The organism is Maricaulis sp., assembly GCF_017643475.1.
Taxonomy (GTDB): domain Bacteria; phylum Pseudomonadota; class Alphaproteobacteria; order Caulobacterales; family Maricaulaceae; genus Maricaulis.
Genome location: NZ_JAEPNI010000002.1, coordinates 762940 through 779762, shown reverse-complemented (window position 1 = coordinate 779762; position 16823 = coordinate 762940). Strand labels below are relative to the sequence as shown.

12 protein-coding genes are annotated in these 16823 nt (G+C 62.8%); 4 read left to right on the top strand and 8 right to left on the bottom strand.

Translation table 11 applies throughout. The features are described from left to right. Window positions 1–99 precede the first annotated feature (99 nt). The 3 genes from JJ889_RS11075 (at window position 100) to JJ889_RS11065 (ending at window position 6521) form a co-directional block, all read left to right on the top strand. Window positions 100–660, top strand: a complete 561-nt coding sequence (locus tag JJ889_RS11075; RefSeq protein WP_291895043.1) for a hypothetical protein — start codon at window positions 100–102, stop codon at window positions 658–660. A 294-nt stretch (window positions 661–954) separates the two neighbouring features. Beyond that, on the top strand, window positions 955–2526 hold the full coding sequence (locus tag JJ889_RS11070) for a BamA/TamA family outer membrane protein (protein WP_291895041.1): 1572 nt from the start codon (window positions 955–957) through the stop codon (window positions 2524–2526). Further along, on the top strand, window positions 2526–6521 hold the full coding sequence (locus JJ889_RS11065) for a translocation/assembly module TamB domain-containing protein (protein ID WP_291895039.1): 3996 nt from the start codon (window positions 2526–2528) through the stop codon (window positions 6519–6521). Before JJ889_RS11070 ends, JJ889_RS11065 begins: the two co-directional genes overlap by 1 nt. Here JJ889_RS11065 and JJ889_RS11060 read toward each other — a convergent pair. Then, complete coding sequence (locus JJ889_RS11060; protein WP_291895037.1) at window positions 6518–7180, bottom strand: Fe2+-dependent dioxygenase; 663 nt, start codon at window positions 7178–7180, stop codon at window positions 6518–6520. The genes JJ889_RS11065 and JJ889_RS11060 overlap by 4 nt on opposite strands. Window positions 7181–7273: 93 nt before the next feature. On the opposite strand from JJ889_RS11060, the gene JJ889_RS11055 reads away from it, so the two are divergent. Next, entirely contained in the window at window positions 7274–8137 is an 864-nt protein-coding gene (locus tag JJ889_RS11055) for a hypothetical protein (RefSeq protein ID WP_291895035.1), read from the top strand. Window positions 8138–8150: 13 nt separating this feature from the next. Here JJ889_RS11055 and JJ889_RS11050 read toward each other — a convergent pair whose 3' ends face one another. The 7 genes from JJ889_RS11050 to JJ889_RS11020 all read right to left on the bottom strand — a co-directional run bounded on the left by JJ889_RS11050 (window position 8151) and on the right by JJ889_RS11020 (window position 16821). Continuing rightward, a complete protein-coding gene (locus JJ889_RS11050) occupies window positions 8151–10775 on the bottom strand; it encodes an AMP-binding protein (protein ID WP_291895033.1) in 2625 nt (874 codons plus the stop codon). A gap of 181 nt (window positions 10776–10956) precedes the next feature. Further along, window positions 10957–12039 (bottom strand): 3-isopropylmalate dehydrogenase, encoded by a 1083-nt coding sequence (gene leuB / locus JJ889_RS11045; RefSeq protein ID WP_291895031.1) that lies wholly within the window; start codon window positions 12037–12039, stop codon window positions 10957–10959. Beyond that, entirely contained in the window at window positions 12036–12611 is a 576-nt protein-coding gene (leuD, locus tag JJ889_RS11040) for a 3-isopropylmalate dehydratase small subunit (RefSeq protein ID WP_291895028.1), read from the bottom strand. Before leuD ends, leuB begins: the two co-directional genes overlap by 4 nt. Then, window positions 12604–14016, bottom strand: a complete 1413-nt coding sequence (gene leuC, locus JJ889_RS11035) for a 3-isopropylmalate dehydratase large subunit (protein ID WP_291895027.1) — start codon at window positions 14014–14016, stop codon at window positions 12604–12606. Before leuC ends, leuD begins: the two co-directional genes overlap by 8 nt. Then, window positions 14006–14962, bottom strand: a complete 957-nt coding sequence (locus JJ889_RS11030; RefSeq protein WP_291895026.1) for a branched-chain amino acid transaminase — start codon at window positions 14960–14962, stop codon at window positions 14006–14008. The genes leuC and JJ889_RS11030 overlap by 11 nt, the downstream gene beginning before the upstream one ends. 9 nt (window positions 14963–14971) lie before the next feature. Beyond that, window positions 14972–16549 carry a 2-isopropylmalate synthase gene (locus JJ889_RS11025; protein ID WP_291895024.1) on the bottom strand — a complete coding sequence of 526 codons (1578 nt, stop codon included), beginning with the start codon at window positions 16547–16549 and terminating at the stop codon, window positions 14972–14974. Next, window positions 16531–16821: an ACT domain-containing protein gene (locus tag JJ889_RS11020; protein ID WP_291895022.1), complete on the bottom strand. Its 291-nt coding sequence runs from the start codon at window positions 16819–16821 to the stop codon at window positions 16531–16533. Before JJ889_RS11020 ends, JJ889_RS11025 begins: the two co-directional genes overlap by 19 nt. Window positions 16822–16823: the final 2 nt, after the last annotated feature.

The following is a 16823-nucleotide window of genomic DNA, read 5'->3' as shown; positions in this document are numbered from 1 at the left end:
CATGCGCCTGATATTCCAATAAGCATGATTGACATCGACTTGGTGTTCGGGCGGAATGATAACGTTATCATAATGGTCTTTGCCGGGGAGGAAGTGATCGTGTTGAAACTTCGTATGGGATTGTTTGCCGCACTCATCGCGCTGCTTGTTGGAGCGGGGTTGAGTGTTACCACGAGCTCCGAGGCGTCAGCCATGCAGGCATTGAACGACACGATGTCGGTGCGCTGGGACGTTGAAGGTGGAAGCATTCGTCGCAGCATCGTTGCGTCCGAGACGGCTCCTGGGGGCGCTGCTCTTGAAGTCCGGATGCGTCGCCGCCTCGAAGAAGTCTGGCGTTCACGTGTGACAGTGCCGCTGGTGCGCGATATCAATGCCGGCGATATCGTGGAGTTGCGTGTCTGGGTCCGGGCCGAGACGCCGATCCGGGGCATGGACACCGGTAATATCGATCTCCAGCTGGTGCGTACCAGTGAGCCCTATGACAACATCTTCAGCGAAAACATCCGGCCGACCGAAGAAGGGCAGTATTACACGGTCCGCGGAACGGCGACCGCGGATTTTGCTGCAGATGATGTCGTGTTCGGCGCCAATATGGGCTACGGCCGCCAGACCATCCACTTCGGTCCGATTTTCATCAACCGGGTCGGGACCGCAGAATAGGCTGCGCGGACGGCCTCGCTGGATCCGCAGAAAATAGCACTCGTGCAGCGGGAAAGCCGCGATATGCTCGGAGCGTCATGATTCCGGCGCAATCTGCGGCGTATACGGCGCCTGGAAGAGCCTGAATTGGCTCGTTGAGGCTAGACCCGGTTGCGACGTCTGATTTTCATCCCACTTGCCTGTTTGCTGGCAGGACTGTGTTCATCGCAAGCCACTGCGCAAGCGTTAGCACAGTTCTGCTGTGTCGATGACCCGGAGCTGTCAGCCGGTCTCGAACGGGCGATTTCCCTGGACATGCCCGATGACACTGCGCCCTGGCAGCGTGCCCGAACAGCGTCGGAGCGCGCGCGGCGCTATTTGCGTGCACAGGGGTATTTCGCGGCGACCGTCGTGCCGGCACTCGGCGCGGCCCAGAACCCGGTTCTGCGTATCGAGACTGGCGACCGTTTCACTTACGGAACCATCAGTGTGGATGTGGGGGCGGATGTGCAAGCGCGGGAGCGTGTTCGCGAAGCGCTGACCCTCGAGCCGGGTGAGGCCTATGATGCCGGCCTCTTGCTGTCGGTTGAGCTGGCTGCCCTGGAGCGTCTTCGCGCGTCGGGTTGGCCGGAAGCGAGCCTGGGGGAACGCGCAATCACGGTGGACCACGCGCGGCAAGAGGTCGATGTGGTCTTGCGCTACCTGCCGGGAATATATTCGCGCCTCGGTGAAATTCGACTGCACAGTGAGGCTTGGAATGCGGATTTCATTTTGGGCTTGTCGCCGCTCGAGGATGCTGCGGCGGTGTCGGCTGACGGGTTGCGGGCCTATCGCAACCGGCTGCTTTCCTTGCAGAGTGTCTCCGCTGTCCAGCTATCGCTCGGAGAACCGGATGGAAAGGGGGCGCGCGATCTTGGCATCACGCTGGAACACGCGCCGCGCCATGTGGCTGAGGTCGCGCTGAGCTATTCCACCAGTGATGGCGGCGGCGCGATTGCCGCGCTGAACCGGCGCAACCTGCTGGGTGAAGACCAGCTTTTCACTTTCAGAGCCCAGCTCCAGACTCTCAGCCAGGGTGTCGAGGCCTCTTTGAGTTTTCCGCACTGGCGTCGTTACGGGCGGACTTTGCTGTTGTCGGCAGGGCTGCAGTCGGAAGAAACCGATGCCTATGACCAGCAGGAACTGACCGCCGGTTTCAATCTCAGTCGAGCCTTGCGCGAGCTGTTGCAATACGCGGTTGGTGCCGAGCTGGACTATTCCAGGGTCACAAACCCTGAAGGTGTCAGTGATGCCATATCCGTCCAGGCCGGCCTGGGCCTGACGCTGGATGCGCGCGATGATCCACTCGAACCGACCCGCGGTTACCGGGCGCGTGGCGAGATGGTCCCGACGGCGACATTCGGCGATACCAACGGTCAGTATGTGCGCCTGGAAGCCAGTGGCAGCGCCTATTGGCGGGCGAGTGAGAGCTGGGTCGTGGCCGCGCGCGGCCGTATCGGCTCGCTGATCGGGGCGCCCATAGATGATATCCCCGCAGACCAGCGCTTCTATGCCGGTGGCGGCGGATCTGTGCGCGGATTTGATTACCAGGGGCTTGGACCCCAGACCGTTGAAGACCTGCCTTCAGGCGGCCTGTCGGTCGCGGAAGCCGGGCTGGAGCTGCGCTGGCGCGATACATCGCGCTGGGGCGGCGTTGTCTTCGTCGAGGCGGGCGCCGCGGGTGATGATCTCTTGCCCGCAGTGGATGACGTGCGTGCGGCCCTCGGCATTGGCGCGCGGTACTACCTGGACTTTGCCCCCGTTCGCATCGACCTGGCGACACCGCTCGACCGGCGTGATGGCGAGACGCCTGTGCATCTCTATTTCAGCATCGGACAGGCCTTCTGATGCAGGGGCTCCGCGATCTTCTGAAACATCGCTGGCTGCGCCGCGGGGCGCTGGCTCTGGGCGGAATTGTGCTCGCCGGCCTTGTCTCGCTTGGCTTGCTCACCCACGGTCCCGGCCGTGCCTTTGTGACTTCGGTGCTGGATGGCCGCGAGATGGGCGCGCTTGGCCGGCTGGATGTGGAGGGGGTGCGCGGCAATGTACTGGCGCGTTTCACCATTGACCGGCTGGCGTTCAGCGATGCAGACGGCGAGTGGCTCGTGCTCGAGAATGTGCGCGGTGACTGGGACAGTCTGAGTGCCCTGTTTCGGCCGCTGATCATCGAGGAGATCACGGCAGCTCATGTCAGCGTATTGCGGCGCCCGCAACGCTCCTCGCAGGCGGCGGCGGGTGCATCGAGCGGTGGTTTGCCGGATTTGGATCTGCGCAGTGCGGTGCTGGAAAACCTGGTGATCGCGCCCGGCGTTGCCGGGCCGGGCGGCCGTTATGCGGTGCGGGGCCAGGCCCGGCTGGTCAATGGCGACGTTGTGGCACTCGACTTTTCCGGGCAGGGGCTGAGCGATCGTGAGGACCACATCGCGCTGGCGCTTCACCGCGACGCGGCTGGCCTGCAAGGTACAATTCGCATGGACGTGCCTGGCGGCAGTCCGATAGCGCATATGATGCGGCTTCCCGGCCGCGCAGTCAGTGTCCGCGCCGACCTTACCGGAGAGTTCGAGGCGGGGCGTGGTGCGTTCAGTGTGGAGGCGGATGAAGTCGGACTGGCGTCCGGTGCACTGGACTGGACGGAGACTGTCTGGTCGTCTGACACGTCGATCAATCTCGCCCGATGGCCGATTCTGGGGGCTGCGACGGGCGAGGCTCTGCAGTTGGTTCAGCTGACCGCGGACGGGACGCTCGGTGAGCTGGACCTGACGCGTGCGACGCTCCTCGCTGACGGCCTGGAGGCTAGTGCTCTGCGTGAGGGCGAGGGGTGGCGGTTGTCGGCGCGTGTGGACGGCGAGGTGGCAGCGGAATTTCTTCCACCTGAGTTGAGACTGGCCAGTGCCGGTTTTGAAGGCCGCGTGGAACGTCGACCGCGGGCGCAGTTCACGGGCGAGATGACCCTGTCCGGGCTGGAGCACACCCAGGCTGTGATTTCTGACCTTTCCGGGCCCGTAGAGCTTTCGCGCGATGACGGTGAATTTCGCTTGGAGAGCAGACTGGCGGCGTCGGGGCTGGTGCTGGCCGAGCCTGTTCTGGCGGGGCTGATTGGTGATGAATTGCAGATCGAGCTGCAGGCGCAATCGAGTGGAAACACCTATCGGCTGGATCGTCTGCTGCTGGAAACAAACGCTGCTCAGATCACGGCGAATGGCGCCTACGAAGACGGGCAAACCCGGTTTTCCGCGCTGTTGGAATTGCCGGATGCAGGCCGGCTTTATCAGGACCTCTCCGGTTCGCTCTCGGCAAACATAACCGGTGAAAACTCCGAGATGTTCACCATTCAGATTGCCGCGGACCGGGTGGTCTGGCCAGAGGCCAGTTTAGGCTTTCTGGATGGATTGACGGCCGGAGCGCAGCTTAGACGAGAGGCTGAAGTCTGGTGGCTGGACAATGGAGAGCTGAACGGGCGGGCCGTCGACCTCGACATCTCCGCCCAACTCGGTGCGAGCGGGGATTGGTCAGTGGCAATGGCCGGAGCCGCTGGCCTTGCGAACCTGGCCGGCCCGATAGGTGGTTCAGGCGTTCTTGCGTTGAACCTGGAAGCCGGGAGCGATGCGGGACAGATCAGTCTCGACGCCGGTCTTGCTGCGAGCGAGATCCGGATTGGCGAGACCCGGTTAGCCGGGCCGGAACTGGTCATCCAGTCGTCGCTGGATGATGAAGGCGCTGTGCTGGCGCGATGGGGCCTGCGTGGGCAATTGTCCGATCAGGCGCTGGAGCTTTCCGGCACGGCCGACCTGAATGCCAGCGGCGCTGCGCTGAATCTGACCGACGGGCGCTGGGGCGCGATCACGGCTTCCGGGCGCGGTGAGCTTCAGGGCGAGGCTCTAGCCATCCAGCTGGTCGCCAGCGACGTCGGTCGGTTTGATGCCACGCTGGATTATACCGGCCAGACTGCGGACCTGTTTGCCGGGCAGATGGAAGCGCGTCTTGAAACCCCGGCTCGCCTGATCCCGGGCGGAAGTCTGTCCGCAGCGGAAATCACCCTCTCGGGACCGTTGCAGGCCATGACGCTGAATAGCGAGCTGTCCGGTCAGCTGGGAACGGATTTCGTGCTGGATCTGCCCGGAGAATTGTCGCTCACGCCTGAAGGACTTGCTGGTCGCCTGTCACTTGCCGGTGTCTGGGGTGAGGCGGCTATCCGTACGGAAACGCCGATCCGCTTGCTGGCGGGCCCGCTGCAGGCGCGCGGACGCGTTCTGATGGGTGCCGGCGTCTTGGATCTGGTCCTGTCGCCACAGCAAATTGACGTCGTGGCGAGTGAAATTCCAGCCGACCTCGTGGGCTATACGCGGGGGCTTCCGGACTTGTCGGGCGAAGTGGCAGCGCGCCTGCAGCTGGTCAATGCGGACGGTCACTGGCAGGGCGATGGCGAGCTGAGCATACGTGATCTGACTTCGCGTCATGATGATACAGCGCCGGTTCTGCAAGTGGGCGCAGAGCTGGAGATCGATGGCCGCAACCGTCTCGATCTGCAAGTCGAGGGCGATGCCCTTGTGGTCAGGATCCTGGCGGAGGAAGCCGAGGGGGCGCTTGGCGGTGAAATCGCGGTTCATGGCGAGATCGCGCCGCTGGCCCGGCTGCTGTTACCCGCGACAGCGGATCTTTCAGGACAGGTTGAGGCCTCACTGGAGCTTGGCGGGCGTGTCGAGGTCCCGACGGTGAACGGGCATGCGTCGCTGCATCGCGGCCGGGTGTTGTCTGGGACGTATGGCTCGAGTTTTGCCGATATCGAGATTGTCACGGAATTTGCCGGCGACCGGCTGCGGGTCGAGACCCTGGAGATGAGCGATGGTGCTCACGGGCGGGCCAGTGGACAGGGCGAGTTTCGCCTGGATGCGGAGACCGGCTATCGCGGAGAGGCAAGGCTGGAAATGACGCGGATGCGTCTGCTTTCGCTGCCGGATCTGGACATGACATTGAGTGGTCAGACGCTTGTGAGCGCAGACGCGACCGGTTGGCTGGTGTCAGGCCAGTCGAGAATCGACGAGCTTCATGTGACGCCCGGTAATGACACCGCAGAGGCCATCCCCAATCCCGTCGTCACCGAGATCAATCTGCCAGACGGTCGTGCGCGCAGTGATTATGTTGGCCCCGAAGTCCGACTGGACTATCGCGTGACGTCGGAGGAAGGCGTGCGGGTCGCTGGCACTGGCTTCGACAGCGAGTGGAGTGTTGAGCTGGTTCTGAGCGGACGTCTCTCCCGACCGCGTGTCTCCGGGAACGCGACCCTCAAGGGCGGTGAGGCCTACCTGTTGTCCCGGCCTTTTGACCTGACCCGGGGGCAGGTCAATCTGGATGGGCGCTTGACCACCGCCCGGGTTGAGATCGACGCGCGTCATCAACGTTCCGATCTGACGGTGGAAGCACGTATCGCAGGCAGTGTAGATGCGCCTGAGCTGATGCTTTCCAGTACGCCGCAATTGCCGCAGGACGAGATCCTGTCTCGCCTGTTGTTCGGGCGGGACGCGACAGAACTGTCTGCCTTCGAAACCGCGCAGATCGCGGCACAATTGTCCGGATATTCCATGTTCAACATGATCAACGAGCTGCGCGACCGGGCCGGTGTTGACCGTTTGCGGATCACCTCCAATGCGGATGGCACGATTGCCGTGACCGGGGGGCACCAGATCAGTGATGACGTGTATCTGGAGGTGGAGACCGTCGGTCTTTCCGCACTGGCGACGACCCGTGTCGAGTGGTCACTGACGCCAGATCTCAGCCTGCTTTCACGTATCAGCGATGATACAGACGCGTCTGTCTCCCTGCGCTGGCGGCGGGAGTTCGATTAGTCCTCTGCCCACATGCGCAACAGGTTGGAGCGGGTCTTGGACAGCGTGTCGAAAATGGCTGATTTGCCGTCTTTTTCGTAGATCGCGCGACTGGTGAGTTCCAGATCGAACAGGATTTCGCGCTGATCAGCCCGGCGTACCAGGCTGCGGATCCAGCCGACCACGGCGAGGCGTTCGCCGCCCGTCACTGTGGCTACACGGTGCAGGGCCCCGGTGGGATAGATCACGGCATCGCCGGGCCCCAGCTTGATGGCGCTTTCGCCGCCCATATCCTCGATGACCAGCTCGCCGCCTTCATAACTGTCCGGTGCGGACAGGAAGAGGGTGAAGGAGAGGTCGGTGCGTCGCCCCCCCATCAACGCATCATCGACATGAGTGCCGTATTCCATGCCTGGCGTGTAACGCGAAACCAGCATGCGCGTCACCGCCCTGGGCTGGGCGAAGGGTCGGTAGAGCGGGTGTTTCTCGAGAGCCTTGCGAACAACCGAACGGACCGTATCGATCTCGGCGCCGCTGGCGAGTTGTTCGTTGTCCTTGACCTGGCGTGCGGCATAACCCGCCGTGGCCTTGCCGTCCTGGAAATTATCCTGGCGGGTGATCAGGTCACGCAGGGTGGTGACTTCAGCTTCGGTGCAGACTTTTTCCAACTGCAAGAGCATTTTGTGTCCTGAGAATAATTGTCAGTTTCACGGCAAGCCGATATGACGTTTTAACAGAAGTGTTCGCGACGTCGATCAGTGAAAGGACAGGTCATGGGGATCAAGCGTAAGTCCAAGCTTTGGAGCCAGGTTGGCGCCATGGCCTTGATGGGGGGACTGGCTGCCTGTGGTGGCGAGATGGGCGAGGGTGGATCCGAGCACGGCCAGCCGGTTGATGACCAGACCGCACTCTCCAGCCACGCCGGTGAAGGCGAGGGCGAAAGTGGTGCTGAAGGTGAAAATGAATCCGGTGGTGGCGGCGAGTTCGGCATAGATCCGGAGCTCGCACGTCAGGACCCTGTCGTTTATCTGAGTGCGCTTGAAGTCATTCGCGCCCACTACCTGGCCGGTATCGGTGCGCTGGAAGATGGCGGACGTTCTGCAGCGGCGGAAATGTTCGCGCATCCGATTTCGGAGATCTATGTCGATCTGGAAGAGGTTGTGATTGCGCTGGGAGCCGAGAACTTCCTCGATCTGATGTCCGACGCGTCAGCGGCGCCTTTTGACGGGCGAAGCGATGAGGAAGTGGGCGCAGCGGTGACGCGCGTGCTCAACGCCATCAACGCAGCCGAGACCTTTAGACCGGCCACCGAGGAAAGCGAAGCCAGCGTCTATGCCAAGGTGATGGCAGGCCTGATCCATCGTGCCGTGTTGCAGTACCAGTTCGCTGCCGCTGAACCGCGGGCGGTCGAGGCCTATCTGGACGGTTTTGGTTTCGAACGGGCGGCCTCTGACATCGCGGGTCGGCAGATGCCTGCGATCCGCATGGAAAACGCGGCGCTGGCGGATGCGCTGGAAGCTGCGCTTGCAGCACTGGCAGAGGTCTATCCGACGGCCGTACGACCGGAGGCCTTTGACGGTGACGTTGATGGCCTGTTTGCGGCCAGCGATGCCATCACCGCCGTGATCAAATCCTGACCTGCAGGACGAGTCAGTCGGGCGTCTTCCGGCGCCCGGCACGCTGGCCCAGCACGATATGTCCCAGCGGGATGTATTGCAGGACATGGTAGAGCAGGACGGGCAGACCCAGTCCCATAATCAAACCGGCCACCAGGTGCAGGGCGGGATTGTCCAGCCCCATTCCTTCGAGCAGCCGGCGTGTCGCTGATGTCCCGAAGACGTGCCAGAGATAGATCGCGAACGAATACGCTGCCAACGGCCTGAGCCATCGCAGCGCCGGTGAGGCATGCATCACGATGATGATCAGCGAGAGGCTCAGCAGGAAACCGTTCCAGCTTCGAAAATTCGCTGTCAGCTGGGTGTCCTGCATGTAGGCGTAGGCCATCGGATAAAGCGCGGTCGCCGTCAGAAGTGCGGCGCCCAGAAGCCACCATCTGGTCTTCTCCAAGACATGCTCGAACCGCGTCAGAACGAGCCCAAGCACGAAGAAGGGCAAAATGGCCAGCATGCGATTGGTCGCCCAGGTATCTTCCGGGAGCGCGAACGGGGTGAGAATAGGCAGACAGCCGAGGGTAATCGCGATCCACAGGGCCCGTTCACCAGCTACTCGCCAAATCAGGTATGCCCCCCCGGTCATCATGATGAAGGCATTGATGAACCAGAAGTGGGCGTAGGGCATGACCAGTGTGTCGATCAGCTGATCCAGGCCGAAAATGCCAAAGCGTGTGCCCATGACTGTCGAGATCGCAGCGAAGGTGAACATGGCGATCAGGGTGGGGATCACGACTGTACGCACGGTGTGGCTCAGGAATCGCGCAGGCGACATCTCGGTGCGCCCCAGCATGGCAAAAGACAGGCCTGCGAGCAGGGTATAGAGCGGCATGGAGAGATAGCTGAGCATGTCGAATGTCGCGAACAGAAGGGAGTCGCGCTCAAGACGCAGGCCGGTTTCCGGTTTGTCGCCGACGATATGGATCAGCACAACCAGCAGGGTGCCGAGCGATCGCAGGGCCGCCATGTCGTAGAAACGCGGTGTTGCCTTGGCAATGCTGGTGTCTTCATGCGTGTCCAGTTCGGCGATGCTAAGCTGGTGCCAGCCTTGCGGCAGGTCGGACAAAATGGCGCCGAGACGGATTTCAAGGTCGACGAACTCGATCGAGGAGGCTTCCAGTTCATCGAAACTGGTTTCAGGTGAAATGCGCTCGCCGGGGAATTGTTCCCGGAAAGCGGCGAGAATTTGCTGCAGCCTCGGTCCTTCGACCCTGGTCTCAGGTTTTGCTGACGCTTCGATTAGGGCCAGGGCGGTCTGGTAATCAGGTTTGCCGTTTGCCTTGAACGGTATGTGCTCTGTAGAGCAGGTGTGAAGCCGGCTGGCCGGAATACCCAGCTCTTCACTCAAATCCGCCGCGACCGATTCCGCGTCGCTGACCTTTGTCAGCACCAGGCCCAGAAAATCGTCCCGGCCGGTTGCGAGGCCTTCGATGCCCTGGCTGGCCAGGCGTTCTTCCACGGCATCAAGGCTGACACGTTTTCCGGCGATCTTGAGGAAGCGCGCCGCGCGGCCCTGCAGTGTAAACAGCCCGTCGGCATCGAAACTGGCGAGATCGCCTGTGCGGAGGCAGTCGGTCTCCGGTGGCCGGGCCAGATCATCTTTCGTTGTGGCATACCCCATCATCACATTGGGGCCGTGATAAACCAGCTCGCCGGTGATGCCTGGGCGGGTGATGGCGTTCCCGTCCGCGTCGATCAGGCTTAACCTTCCGCCCGGAATGGCGCGCCCGATGGAGCCGGGGCGCGAGGCTGCCAGATGCGGCGGCAGATAGGACAGGCGTGGGGCCGCCTCGGTTTGCCCGTACATGACATAAAACGCCCAGCCGTCCGCGGCTCCTTGCCGGGCCAGGGCCTCGACACGGTCGGGCGACAGGCGTCCGCCCGCTTGTGTGACATACCGCAGGCTCGGGGCGTCGGTGGGGAACAGGCCCGTTTTCTCGATGAGTTTGAAGTGCTCGGGCACGCCGGAAAAACTGGTGCAGTTGTGCGCGCGGAAATCGGCCCAGAACGCGTCCTCGATCAGCGATTTTCCCGTGACCAGCAGGCGACCGTCTGCGTGCAGATGCGAGTTGATGACGGACAGACCGAAGGAATAGTCCATCGGCAGGCCGGTCGGTGCGCAATCCCCGTGGGTGAGCTCGAGATACCGGCAGATCGCCTCGGCATTGCTGCGCAGGTTTTGGTGCGACAGGCGGACCAGTTTTTGTTGTCCGGTCGAGCCGGAAGTTGAAAGCAGCAGGGCGAGGTCGGGGTGCAGGGGTGTGTCGCGGTGAGCTTGTCGAATGTCGAGTGAATCGTCGTGAGCGGCGTAGACGTACAGGACCGGAAATTGCTCTAGCAGCTGTTGTTTCTGTGCTGTCGCCTCAGCATCGACGAGCAGGGCCGGACACTGGGCGTGCAGGCTTGCGAGATAGGCGAAGACCGCGTTGACCGAGTTGTCCGTTTCGATCAGCACCACGCCGCGGCCGGCTTCAAGCCTCAGTGCGAAGAGTTCGATGCGATCCGACAGCGTTTTGTAGCTGATCTGCTCGCGGCTTGAGGCGCAGATCAGCGCAATCCGGTCCGGATTGTCGGATGTCAGCCGCATATGCGCGTCAAAAGCCATACCAAAGCCCCCTGGTGCCCATGCTTAGGGCAGCTGGCCCCGGATTAGAAGAGCATCGCTATTTCAGGTGGCTGCAGTCCGGCGTCGCGGATTGAAAAAGCGGGACCTGCAAGCGGTGGAGGAAGAGGTGACAGCGGTCGTCACCACTTCCTCCTGACCGACAAACAGGTGCTCGCCTGGCTCAGCTAGCCGCGAGCACCGGTTGTCGCTGGGAATCGAGCGCCTCCATCTGCTCGATGAGGCGTATGCCCAGCCGGGAACAGGTCAGATCTCCGCCGAGATCGCCGGTCCATTCCCGGTTGGCATGCATGCGGTCCACGGCCCGGCGGATGAGGGCCGCAGCCTCGTTCTCGCCGAGACCGGCCTCGAGCAATTGCGCGGCACTTTCGATGGCGCCAAACGGATTGGCCTTGTCTTCGCCGGCGATGTCTGGCGCCGATCCGTGGATCGGTTCAAACAGCCCGGGACGCTCTCTGCCCAGCGAAGCCGAGCCCAGAAGTCCGATGGAGCCCGGCAGCATGGAGGCCTCGTCGGAAAGAATGTCGCCGAACATGTTCTCGGTCAGTACGACATCGAAATCGCGCGGTGCTCGTAGAAAATGCATGGCTGCAGCATCGACATACATGTGATCCAGCGCGACATCGGGGTAATCCTGCGCGCCCAGCTCGCTCACAACGGATCGCCAGAGCTTGCTGGTAGAGAGCACATTGGCCTTGTCGACCGACGTCAGCTTGCCCCGGCGCAGGCGCGCCTGTTCAAACGCCACCCGGGCGACACGCTCAATCTCGTGGCGGCTGTAGGTGCATTTGTCGCTGGCGGAATTTTCGCTGACCTCGCGCTCGCCGAAATAAATGCCCCCGGTCAGCTCCCGCACGATCAGCATGTCCGCACCCTCGACCAGTTCCTGGCGCAGGGGCGAGCGATCGGACAGGGCCGGATGGACGCTGGTCGGACGCAGATTGGCGAACACGCCGAGTCCCTTGCGCAAGGCAAGCAGCCCAGCCTCCGGACGTTCCGGCGCGTCATCCCATTTGGGACCACCGACAGCGCCCAGGAAGACCGCGTCGGCAGCCTGACAGGCCTTCAACGTGTCCGCGGTCAGCGGTTCGCCGTGCGCATCGATGGATGCACCGCCGAAATGATGACTGTTGAAGTTCAGCTTGATCCCGGTCTGCAGCGCGGCCTGTTCCAGCGCGGCCCGGGCCACGCGGGTTACTTCCGGACCGATGCCGTCACCGGGAAGCAGGACGATGTTCCAGCTCATGCTGCGGCCTCCTCGAATTGGCGGATCTCGTCGGCCTGATCGAGCAGATACCCCATCGGGTCATTGCCGCTGAGCAGGCAGTGCCGGGCGAAGGGTTCGATGTCGAAATCGAAACCCGGCCCGCCGGAGATGTGTACGCGGGTTGCTTCCAGATCGATCTCGACCTCAGCGCCCGGATTGTCCAGCAGCCATTGATGCGCCGCTTCCGGGGCGACGATCGGCAACAGCCCGTTGCGTGCCGCGTTGGAGCGGAAAATGTCGGCGATCTCGCAGGAAATCACGGCGCGAAATCCGTAATCCAGCAAAGCCCAGGGCGCGTGCTCGCGCGATGAACCACAGCCGAAATTGCGCCCGGCCACCAGGATGGATGCGCCGCTGGCATCGAATCCGCTGAGGGGCGAACCGGGCCTGGGCGAACCCGATGCGTCGAACCGCCAGTCATGAAAGGCAAACCGCCCCAGACCCGTCCGAGAGGTCGTGGTCAGGAAGCGGGCCGGAATGATCTGGTCCGTGTCGATATTCTCGCCCGCGAGATTGAAAGTCCGGCTTCTGATCGGAAATGTCTCAGGCATATTCCGCCTCCTTGAGTTTGGCCGGATCCGTGACACGGCCGGTGACGGCGGAAGCTGCCGCGACTGCCGGACTGGCCAGCATGGTTCGTACGCCAGGACCCTGACGGCCCTCGAAGTTGCGGTTCGATGTCGAGACGATGAGCTCGCCCGGTGCGCCCTTGTCGCCATTCATGGCGATGCACATCGAGCACCCGGCTTCACGCCATTCGGCACCGGCTGCCTTGAACACCTTGTCCAGGCCTTCTTCTTCGGCCTGCGCCTTCACCCAGACCGAGCCCGGTACGACCAGCGCGGTGACACCCGGCGAGATCGCTCGTCCGCGCATGATGTTTGCCGCTGCCCGCAGATCGGAGATGCGGGAGTTGGTGCATGAGCCGATGAAGACACGATTGACCTTCTGGCCTGACACGGTCTCGCCAGCAGCGACACGCATATAGTCCGCCGCTTTCCGATCGCTGTCATTGCGATAGGCTGGAACGGCATCATTCAGCGCGATCGCGGTATCCGGCGCGGTGCCCCAGGTAATCATCGGGCGCAGGCCCTCGACATCGACAACAACCTCGCTGTCGAAATGCGCGCCTTCATCCGTGTAGAGCTCACGCCATCGCGCGACGGCCTGGTCCCATTCAGCCCCCTGCGGTGTGCGCTTGCGACCATCCAGGAAAGCGACGGTCTTCTCGTCCGGGGCGACCAGGCCGGCTCGGGCACCGGCCTCGATGGACATGTTGCACAGGGTCATTCGCCCTTCCATGTCGAGCGCGGTGATGGCCTCGCCGCTGTATTCGATGACATGGCCCGTTCCGCCATCCACCCCGATCTTCGCGATGATGGCGAGGATGATGTCCTTGGCGGATGTGTTCGGCCCCGGACGTCCGGTCACATGAACGCGCATGGATTTCGGCTTGCGTTGCAACAGGCATTGCGTGGCTAGAACATGTCCGACCTCGGTCGTACCGATGCCAAAGGCGAGCGCCCCGAAGGCACCATGGGTGGCCGTGTGGCTGTCGCCGCAGACAATGGTCATCCCCGGCTGGGTCGCACCCAGTTCCGGACCGATGACGTGCACGACGCCCCGGTGTTCGCTTTCCCAGCCATTCAGTTCGATGCCATGACGGGCGGTGTTGGCGTAGAGCGTTTCCACCTGCGCTGCCGCTGCATCGGTGGCATAGGGCGGTGGCGACCCGGCCTTGAAGGGCAGGGTCGGGGTGGAATGGTCGATCGTCGCGAGAGTGCGATCGGGACGACGCACCTTGAGGCCACGGTCCTCCAGCTCGGCAAAGGCCTGCGGAGAGGTCACCTCGTGCACCAGATGCAGGTCGACATACATCGTCGCCGGCGTGTCCGGGGTCTCGGCCCGCACGATGTGTGCGTCCCAGATCTTATCGAAGAGGCTTCTAGGCGACATGCTGAACCTCCATCGCGTCATCATGGACCGGGGTCAGCCAGTTCCAGCGGTCTTCCGTCTCGCCACTGAACAGGCCGAAGAAGCGCTTCTGCATCAGTTCGGCAACCGGTCCGCGCCCGCCGCAGCGAACAACATGCCCGTCGACCGAGCGCACCGGGGTGATCTCGGCGGCCGTGCCGGTGAAAAAGATTTCGTCAGCGACATAGAGGCTTTCGCGTGACAGTGTCTGTTCGCGCACATCGAACCCGTCGGCCTCGGCCAGCTTGATGACCGCATCGCGGGTCAGGCCGGAGAGGATGGAGGACGAGGTCGGGGGCGTGCGGATGACACCGTCGGAGACGACAAAGATGTTCTCTCCCGCGCCTTCGGAGACGAGACCGTTGACGTCCAGTCCGATGCCTTCATCAAAGCCGCGATCATGCGCTTCCTGGCTGATCAGGACGGAGGACAGGTAGTTGCCGCCCGCCTTGGCGCCGGTCGGGATGGTGTTGGGGGCTGCCCGGCTCCAGCTGGAGATGCAGCAATCCACGCCCTTGGACAGGGCTTCCTCGCCCAGATAGGCGCCCCAGGGGAAAGCGGCGATGGCGACATCAACCTTGGCGGCCTTGCCCGGCATGACGCCGATCCCGCCATAGCCAAAAAAGGCGACCGGACGCAGATAGGCGTCGCTGAGCCGGTTCGAGCGCACGACATGGCGGCAGGCCTTCTCCAGCTCTCCCTGCGTGTACGGCAGCGGCATGCGATAGATCTTGGCCGAGTCAAACAGGCGGCGGATGTGGTCCTGCAGCCGGAAGATCTGTGGACCCTGCGGCGTCTTGTAGGCGCGGATGCCTTCAAAGACCGAGGTGCCATAGTGCAGGGCGTGGCTCAGGATATGGGTTTGCGCATCGTGCCAGTCGATCAGCTCGCCATTGCGCCAGATGAAGTCAGTTTCCTGGATAGACATGATAGTTCCTTACATGACAGCGCTTTGCGCTGCGTGGTGTTGGGTTTGCGGTGCCGGCTGGCGCTCGAAGGCAAAGAGCAGGGAGTCGATAGCGGCAGTGACCACATCGGGCCCCCGTGCCCGGCCACGCACACGCTGACCTTCCAGATCGACTTCAATCTCGGCGACAAATTCACGTCCCGTCTGCGAGCGCAGCATCTTGGTTTCCAGGCCAATTACATCGGCCTTGCGTCCGGTGATGCGCTGGACAGCCGCGAAGGCGGCAGCGACCGGACCTTCACCGGACGCGATATCGGAGACCCGACCGCGATCCGGGTGGGAGAGCTCGACACGGGCGAACTGTTTGGGACGCGGACCGGCGGTGGTGCGCAGCTCGGTCCGCATGACCTGCCAGGCCGATCCGCTTTCGCTATAGCCTTCCATCAGGCTGACCAGATCGGCGTCGGTCACTTCGCCATGGTCATCAGCCAGGCGTTTGAATTCGCGAAACACCTCGTTCAGGCGTTCCGGATCCGGCTGATATCCTAGCTGGGCGAGGCGCTGGTTCAGCGCGTGCTTGCCCGAATGCTTGCCCAGCACCAGTTCCGAGCCCGGTGCGCCGACGCTTTCCGGGGTCATGATTTCATAGGTGCGGCGATCGGCGATCATGCCGTGCTGGTGAATGCCGGCCTCGTGCGCAAACGCATTCTTGCCAACAATCGCCTTGTTGGGAGCCACCGGTGCACCGGTCAGGCGCATCAGCTTCTGGCTGGCCGGCCAGAGCTGCGTGGTGTCGACGCGGGTCGCGGCGGGGAAGATGTCCGGGCGGACATTGAGCGCCATGACCAGTTCTTCCAACGAGCAGTTCCCTGCGCGTTCTCCGATGCCGTTGATGGCGCATTCGACCTGGCGCGCACCAGCCTGAACTGCGGCGAGGCTGTTGGAGACAGCCAGGCCCAGATCATTGTGACAATGGGCAGAGAAAATGACGTGTTCCGGCCGTTCGACCTCGCGCATCAGGCGTTCGAACACGCGGCGGATTTCGCCGGGTTCACTGACCCCGACCGTATCGGGCACGTTCAGCACATCGGCGCCATGGGTGGCGGCGCATGCCATGGCTTCGGTCAGGAAGTCGTCCTCGGTACGCAGTGCGTCCTCGGCGGAAAACTCCACCTCGTCGAAACACTCAGCGGCATGGCTCAGCGCGGTTTCGATCGCCTTGAGTACTTCCAGTCGCGACATGCGCAGCTTGGCTTCACGGTGGATCGGACTGGTGGCGAGGAAAATGTGGATACGCTTGCGGCGTGCCGGAGACAGGGCCTCGGCAGCCGCATCAATATCCCCGATCGAGGCACGCGACAGCGAGCACAGGGTCGGGCCCTCGATTTCGCGAGCGATTTCTGTGACGGCTGCAGCGTCTCCGGGAGAGGCGGCGGCAAAACCGGCCTCGATCACATCGACATGCATGGCAGCAAGCAGTTGCGCCAGTTCAACTTTCTGCGTCGGTGTCATGGAGAAGCCCGGCGCCTGTTCTCCATCGCGCAGTGTGGTGTCGAAGATCCGGACGTGATCCCCGGCAGCCGGGTGGTTTATTGCGGTTGTCGACATGACGGCTCTCCTGGAGGCATGGCGTGGCTGGCCATGTGGGCCGGCATCGGGGTGTGGACGTCCATGACGTCGAACAGGCGGGAAAGCTGGCGTGTGAGGACGTCCAGCGAGCGCTCGCCGCGTGGCGTGATGCGCGCAGCGATATCGGTCACGCCGTTCTGTGCGGCCGTCTTGTGCAGGCTCTCGATAATGAAACCGCGGCGCTCGATATTGCTGAGCAGGCGCACAAGGGCACCCTCGCGCTCGGCGAGTTGAATTCGAATATTGTGCATGG

Bases quoted from the DNA above. Each gene is read 5' to 3' on its own strand.
- JJ889_RS11070 (WP_291895041.1), top strand. From the start codon at position 955: ATGCCCGATGACACTGCGCCCTGGCAGCGTGCCCGAACAGCGTCGGAG.
- JJ889_RS11065 (WP_291895039.1), top strand. From the start codon at position 2,526: ATGCAGGGGCTCCGCGATCTTCTGAAACATCGCTGGCTGCGCCGCGGG.
- JJ889_RS11060 (WP_291895037.1), bottom strand. From the start codon at position 7,180: ATGCTCTTGCAGTTGGAAAAAGTCTGCACCGAAGCTGAAGTCACCACC.
- JJ889_RS11055 (WP_291895035.1), top strand. From the start codon at position 7,274: ATGGGGATCAAGCGTAAGTCCAAGCTTTGGAGCCAGGTTGGCGCCATG.
- JJ889_RS11050 (WP_291895033.1), bottom strand. From the start codon at position 10,775: ATGGCTTTTGACGCGCATATGCGGCTGACATCCGACAATCCGGACCGG.
- leuB (WP_291895031.1), bottom strand. From the start codon at position 12,039: ATGAGCTGGAACATCGTCCTGCTTCCCGGTGACGGCATCGGTCCGGAA.
- leuD (WP_291895028.1), bottom strand. From the start codon at position 12,611: ATGCCTGAGACATTTCCGATCAGAAGCCGGACTTTCAATCTCGCGGGC.
- leuC (WP_291895027.1), bottom strand. From the start codon at position 14,016: ATGTCGCCTAGAAGCCTCTTCGATAAGATCTGGGACGCACACATCGTG.
- JJ889_RS11030 (WP_291895026.1), bottom strand. From the start codon at position 14,962: ATGTCTATCCAGGAAACTGACTTCATCTGGCGCAATGGCGAGCTGATC.
- JJ889_RS11025 (WP_291895024.1), bottom strand. From the start codon at position 16,549: ATGTCGACAACCGCAATAAACCACCCGGCTGCCGGGGATCACGTCCGG.
- JJ889_RS11020 (WP_291895022.1), bottom strand. From the start codon at position 16,821: ATGCACAATATTCGAATTCAACTCGCCGAGCGCGAGGGTGCCCTTGTG.